Source organism: Tropicimonas sp. (assembly GCF_047971885.1).
Lineage (GTDB): Bacteria > Pseudomonadota > Alphaproteobacteria > Rhodobacterales > Rhodobacteraceae > Tropicimonas.
In genome coordinates this window covers 1-4,739 of the sequence record NZ_JBKEAE010000103.1, presented here as the reverse complement: position 1 = coordinate 4,739, position 4,739 = coordinate 1, and the positions used below count along the sequence as shown (strand labels likewise).

The following is a 4,739-nucleotide window of genomic DNA, read 5'->3' as shown; positions in this document are numbered from 1 at the left end:
CACGGGGCGGCAGATGCTGCACGAGATCGGCCGGGAGCCGACGCCGGAGGAACTGGCCGAAAAGCTCCAGATGCCGCTGGAGAAGGTCCGCAAGGTGATGAAGATCGCCAAGGAGCCGATCAGCCTTGAGACCCCGATCGGCGACGAGGAAGACAGCCAGCTTGGCGATTTCATCGAGGACAAGAACGCCGTCCTGCCGCTCGACTCGGCCATTCAGGAGAACCTGAAGGAGACGACGACGCGGGTTCTGGCCTCGCTCACCCCGCGCGAGGAGCGGGTGCTGCGCATGCGCTTCGGCATCGGCATGAACACCGATCACACGCTGGAGGAAGTCGGCCAGCAGTTCAGCGTCACCCGCGAACGCATCCGCCAGATCGAGGCCAAGGCACTGCGCAAGCTCAAGCACCCGAGCCGTTCGCGCAAGCTGCGCAGCTTTCTCGACCAGTAGGGGCGCCCGGTCCCGGCGGTCGGGCTTTCCTGCGGCGTGATTTCGTCGCGCCCGGTGGAATGCCGGTTGTCGATTGTCGCGCGCCGGCGGACACTCGGGCACGGTGAGGTTTGCCAACTCCAGGGTGAGGTGAGGGTATGCGTGCGGGTTCGATATTGCGCGTCTCGGTGATGGCTCTGGCCGGTTTGGCCGGAACCGCCAAGGCGCAGGGCACCATGACCTATCAGGCCGAGAACGGGATGATAGCGACCGGAACGGCCCAGGGCTTCGATGTTCTCGGGCGGGCCGGGGCGACGGAAATGGACTATTTCTGCGCCGCCGCGGCTTTTGCCAGGCATCGGCTTGGGGCGCCCGAAAACGGCCGTGTCGTCGTCACCCGCGGGCTGAGCGACAGCCCGGTGACCGGCAGGCGCAGCGTCGGGTTCGTTGTCGGCACCGGGGCGGAACAGACCGGCGGATCGTTCCTCCGCGCGGGCGGCGGCATCGGGCGCAGCATGATGGTTCGTCCGGCGACCGTGCACTGCTATCATTCCCGAATTCTCGATGCCCGGGAGGATTGACGCGTCCCGGCATGCCGCGCGGCCGCACCGCTCGCGCTTGTAGGATGTCGCCGATCCGGGCATCGTGTATTATGACTGGAAGGAGCGGATCATGAAGTTCAGGTACGGTCTTGTTCTGGCGCTGGCTTCCCTTGCTGCATCGGGTGCGATGGCGGCGGGGGTGGCGAACGGCCTGATTGCAACCGGCCCGGCATCCGGGTTCGAGGTTTTCGGCACCTCTGGCGGGCCTCGCGCGTTTTGCGGCGCGGCGGAATACGCCCGTTCCCACCTCGGGGCGCAACCTGCCGACCGGGTGGTTCTGGTGCGGCCCTGGGGGCCGAGCCCGACCCAGCCCAACCGGCGCAGCGTCGGTTTCGCCCTTCAGGGACCACAGGCGAAAACCGACTGGGGCGGCGGGATCGTGTTGCGCACCGGGGAATACGGTGTCGGCCAGAACCGTTCGGTCGGGCACGCACAACTGCTATGCGATGACAAACACCGTGGTTTCAACGAAGATGATGACGATTGAGCCTCCTGCGAAGGTGCCGCTGATGAGCCGCATTGGCCGCATTGCGGCAAGTCTGGCGGTGGCAGGCATGGTGGCCGTTCTGCCCGCGACCGGGCGGGCCGCCGTTGCCTATAACGGCATGACGGTGCTACCCGATCCCGAGCATGCGGGCGTTTTCGAGGTTCTGCGCTATCCGATGGCGGGGCCGATCGATTACTGGTGCGCTGCGGGCGATTTTGTTGTCAACAGGATGCACAAGCCGCAGAACACCCGCATCTATATCGCAAATGGCCGTGCCCCCAGCCGTCTGGTGCGCGGGCGCAGCGCGGTTACATTCACCATCGTGCCCTATGGCGATATCGCCGGGCTTGCCGGGCAGGATTTCGGCTATTCGCTGTCGATCAGCAAGCGCGGGTACAACTTTCTTGCCGGAGGCGGGCGCGGGCTGTGTGTGCAAAGCCGGCGCAGGCTGATGCACTGGGGATTCTGAGCGCATGGCGCATCAGACGCGCCTTGCAGTTGCGACCACCGGTCAGGGAACCTACGAGATCACGCCGCACCTTGCCGCTTTCGTGCGCGAAGCGGGGCTTCGGGAGGCATTGCTGACCGTCTTCGTCCGGCATACCTCGGCTTCGCTGGTGATTCAGGAAAACGCCGATGCCGAGGTTCAGGCTGATCTGCGCGAGTTCTTCCACCGGCTGGTGCCGCCGGCCTCGGACCCGTCGATGCGCTGGCTGCGGCACACCTATGAGGGGCCCGACGACATGCCGGCCCATATCAAGGCCGCGCTTCTGCCGACAAGCCTGTCGATCCCGGTATCGGGCGGGCGCATGGCATTGGGCACCTGGCAGGGCGTTTACCTGTTCGAGCATCGTGACAGCCCGCATCGCCGCGAAATCGTCGCTCACCTTGGGTAACTTAATGCCACATGCGGTATGTGGATAAATGTACTACCCAAGTCTTGGCGGGTTGCCTATAGTCATGGGCGAACAAAGGGGACGATGCCCCAGATGGCGGTACAAGGGGGAAGGCATGCGCTGCCCGTTTTGCGGAAATGTCGATACGCAGGTCAAGGATTCCAGGCCGGCCGAGGATCACGTCGCCATCCGGCGACGGCGCTTCTGCCCGGCCTGCGGCGGCAGGTTTACCACCTATGAGCGCGTGCAGTTGCGCGATCTCGTCGTCATCAAGTCGAACGGCCGGCGCGAGGATTTCGACCGCGACAAGCTGGAGCGGTCGGTCAGGATCGCGCTTCAGAAACGCCCGATCGACCCCGAGCGTATCGACCAGATGATCTCGGGTATCGTGCGCCGGCTTGAGAGCATGGGCGAAACCGACATCCCGTCGAAGGTGATTGGCGAAATCGTGATGGAGACGCTGGCGCGGATCGACACCGTTGCCTACGTTCGTTTTGCCAGCGTTTACAAGAACTTTCAGGCCGCTGACGATTTCGATAAATTCGTCAGCGAGTTGCGCCCGAACCCCGCGCCGCAGTCGTGAGCCAGCGCGCCGGGGCCGGGGCCGACCGCCGCTTCATGCGGTTGGCGCTGGCGCTCGGCGCGCGCGGTCTGGGCAATGTCTGGCCCAACCCGGCGGTCGGTTGCGTGATCGTCCGGGCAGGGTGCATTGTCGGGCGCGGCTGGACCCAGCCGGGCGGGCGCCCCCATGCCGAAGCGGTGGCGCTGGCACAGGCCGGCGAGGCGGCGCGCGGCGCAACCGCCTATGTCACGCTCGAACCCTGCGCGCATCACGGAAAGACGCCGCCCTGCGCCACGTCGCTGGTCGCGGCCGGGGTCGAGCGGGTGGTCGTTGCCACCGGCGATCCCGACCCGCGCGTCGCCGGGGCGGGCCTCGCGCTGCTGCGTGCGGCCGGAATTACCGTCGAAACCGGAGTGCTTGAGGCGCGGGCACGGCGCGCCAACGAGGGGTTCCTGCGGCGGGTGATCGAGGGGCGCCCGCTTGTCACGCTCAAGCTGGCCGCCTCGCTCGACGGACGGATTGCAACGGCAACCGGAGAGAGCCGGTGGATCACCGGTCCGGCGGCACGGCGCGAGGTTCATGCGCTGCGCCTGCGGCACGATGCGGTGCTGGTCGGTGCCGGAACCGCGCGCGCCGACGACCCGGTGCTGACGGTGCGCGGGCTGGGCGCGGCGCGCCAGCCGGTGCGCATCGTCGCCGCGCGGCGGCTGGATGTTCCGGTGCAGGGGCGGCTGTTCACCGAAATGGAGACAGCACCGGTCTGGCTGTGCCACGGGCCAGAGGCGGCGGCAGACCTGCGCGAAAGATGGCGCGCCCGCGGCGCGCGGCTGTTCGAAGCCGCCGTAGGGGATGGGGGGCTCGATCCGCAGGCGATGCTGCTGGCGTTGGGCCGGGCCGGGTTGACGCGCGTGTTTTGCGAGGGTGGCGGCGCGCTGGCCACTTCGCTGCTCATGGCGGGGGTGGTTGACGAGCTTGTCACCTTCAGTGCCGGAATGGCGATTGGCGCCGAAGGGCGGCCGGCGCTCGGGGCCATGGGGCTCGACCGGCTGGGCGCGGCGCCCCGGTTCCAACTCGACCGGCTGTGCGCGATCGGACCCGATGCGATGGCCGTCTGGCGCCCGTTGCGCGGCCATTGACGCTTGCGGTAGCCATGCCGGACAAGTACGCCGGACGGGCCAGAAATCGGAGGCAGGCATGTTCACCGGAATCGTGACCGACATCGGCGAAATCAGGCAGAAGCGGCAGTCGGGCGACCTGCGGGTGCGGATCGGCACGTCCTATGACATGAACGGTGTGGTCATGGGGGCGTCGATCGCTTGCGACGGGGTTTGCCTGACGGTTGTGGACAGGGGGCCGGACTGGTTTGCCGTCGATATTTCGGCTGAATCCGTGTCGAAGACCAATATCGGAAACTGGGCCGAGGGCGGCCGGATCAACCTGGAACGTGCGCTGCGGGTCGGCGACGAACTGGGGGGGCATATCGTTTCCGGCCATGTCGATGGTGTGGCCGAGATCGTGGCGATGCGCGACGAGGGCGACAGCCTGCGCGTGATCTTCCGCGCGCCCGAGGCGCTGGCCAGGTTCATTGCGCCCAAGGGGTCGGTTGCGCTCAACGGCACATCGCTCACGGTGAACGAGGTCGACGGATGCGCGTTTGGCGTCAACCTGATCCCGCACACCCGCGAGGTCACGACCTGGGGGGCGGCAAGGGTCGGCGATCTGGTCAACCTCGAAATCGACACGCTTGCCCGCTACGTCGCCCGTC

General features: G+C 67.0%; 8 protein-coding genes. All 8 read left to right on the top strand.

What is annotated here, in order from left to right; translation table 11 throughout:
• On the top strand, positions 1 to 448 hold a 448-nt coding region (locus ACK5IR_RS09200; protein WP_416928133.1), incomplete at its 5' end, for a sigma-70 family RNA polymerase sigma factor.
• A gap of 137 nt (positions 449 to 585) precedes the next feature.
• Positions 586 to 1,008 carry a hypothetical protein gene (locus ACK5IR_RS09195; RefSeq protein WP_416928131.1) on the top strand — a complete coding sequence of 141 codons (423 nt, stop codon included), beginning with the start codon at positions 586 to 588 and terminating at the stop codon, positions 1,006 to 1,008.
• Positions 1,009 to 1,099: 91 nt separating this feature from the next.
• Positions 1,100 to 1,516 carry a hypothetical protein gene (locus tag ACK5IR_RS09190; RefSeq protein ID WP_416928129.1) on the top strand — a complete coding sequence of 139 codons (417 nt, stop codon included), beginning with the start codon at positions 1,100 to 1,102 and terminating at the stop codon, positions 1,514 to 1,516.
• A 22-nt stretch (positions 1,517 to 1,538) separates the two neighbouring features.
• A complete protein-coding gene (locus ACK5IR_RS09185; RefSeq protein WP_416928127.1) occupies positions 1,539 to 1,985 on the top strand; it encodes a hypothetical protein in 447 nt (148 codons plus the stop codon).
• Between the two features lie 4 nt (positions 1,986 to 1,989).
• The gene (locus tag ACK5IR_RS09180) at positions 1,990 to 2,412 is read left to right on the top strand and encodes a secondary thiamine-phosphate synthase enzyme YjbQ (RefSeq protein ID WP_416928125.1); all 423 of its coding nucleotides are present in this window, start codon (positions 1,990 to 1,992) and stop codon (positions 2,410 to 2,412) included.
• Between the two features lie 115 nt (positions 2,413 to 2,527).
• Positions 2,528 to 2,995 (top strand): transcriptional regulator NrdR, encoded by a 468-nt coding sequence (gene nrdR, locus ACK5IR_RS09175; protein ID WP_416928123.1) that lies wholly within the window; start codon positions 2,528 to 2,530, stop codon positions 2,993 to 2,995.
• A 35-nt stretch (positions 2,996 to 3,030) separates the two neighbouring features.
• On the top strand, positions 3,031 to 4,110 hold the full coding sequence (ribD, locus tag ACK5IR_RS09170; protein ID WP_416928135.1) for a bifunctional diaminohydroxyphosphoribosylaminopyrimidine deaminase/5-amino-6-(5-phosphoribosylamino)uracil reductase RibD: 1,080 nt from the start codon (positions 3,031 to 3,033) through the stop codon (positions 4,108 to 4,110).
• A gap of 58 nt (positions 4,111 to 4,168) precedes the next feature.
• A partial coding sequence (locus ACK5IR_RS09165) for a riboflavin synthase (RefSeq protein ID WP_416928121.1) occupies positions 4,169 to 4,739 on the top strand: 571 nt, incomplete at its 3' end.

Excerpts from the sequence above, each read along its gene's own strand:
- ACK5IR_RS09190 (WP_416928129.1), top strand. The coding sequence starts at position 1,100 with ATGAAGTTCAGGTACGGTCTTGTTCTGGCGCTGGCTTCCCTTGCTGCA.
- ribD (WP_416928135.1), top strand. The coding sequence starts at position 3,031 with ATGCGGTTGGCGCTGGCGCTCGGCGCGCGCGGTCTGGGCAATGTCTGG.
- ACK5IR_RS09185 (WP_416928127.1), top strand. The coding sequence starts at position 1,539 with ATGAGCCGCATTGGCCGCATTGCGGCAAGTCTGGCGGTGGCAGGCATG.
- ACK5IR_RS09195 (WP_416928131.1), top strand. The coding sequence starts at position 586 with ATGCGTGCGGGTTCGATATTGCGCGTCTCGGTGATGGCTCTGGCCGGT.
- ACK5IR_RS09180 (WP_416928125.1), top strand. The coding sequence starts at position 1,990 with ATGGCGCATCAGACGCGCCTTGCAGTTGCGACCACCGGTCAGGGAACC.
- nrdR (WP_416928123.1), top strand. The coding sequence starts at position 2,528 with ATGCGCTGCCCGTTTTGCGGAAATGTCGATACGCAGGTCAAGGATTCC.